The 264-nt window shown below is 60.2% G+C and carries 1 protein-coding gene; it reads right to left on the reverse strand.

Annotation, left to right across the window (positions count from 1 at the left end; genetic code table 11):
* Positions 1-264: hypothetical protein (locus BMI79_RS23940; RefSeq protein ID WP_158069141.1), on the reverse strand; the 264-nt coding region annotated here is incomplete at both ends.

Consider the following 264-nt stretch of genomic DNA (forward strand, 5'->3'; position numbering starts at 1 on the left):
TCAGGCTGCCCGCCACGTTCACGTCACTGCTGCCCAGCGTCCCCGTACCGTTCAGTACCAGCGTCGCACCGCTGTCTATCTGGGTGTCACCCGTCAGGCCACCGTTTGCGGCGCTCACCGTAAAGGTACCCCCCTGGACATTCAACAAGCCATCACCGGTCAGGCCGCCTGTCGAACTCGAATTCCCTCCTTGAGCAAGTAATAGCGAACCGCCAGCAAGATCCAGCACGCCACTGTTAGCCAGGATCTGCACCCTTTGCGTAT

The organism is Serratia oryzae (assembly GCF_001976145.1).
In the GTDB taxonomy this organism is placed as follows: Bacteria; Pseudomonadota; Gammaproteobacteria; order Enterobacterales; family Enterobacteriaceae; genus Chania; species Chania oryzae.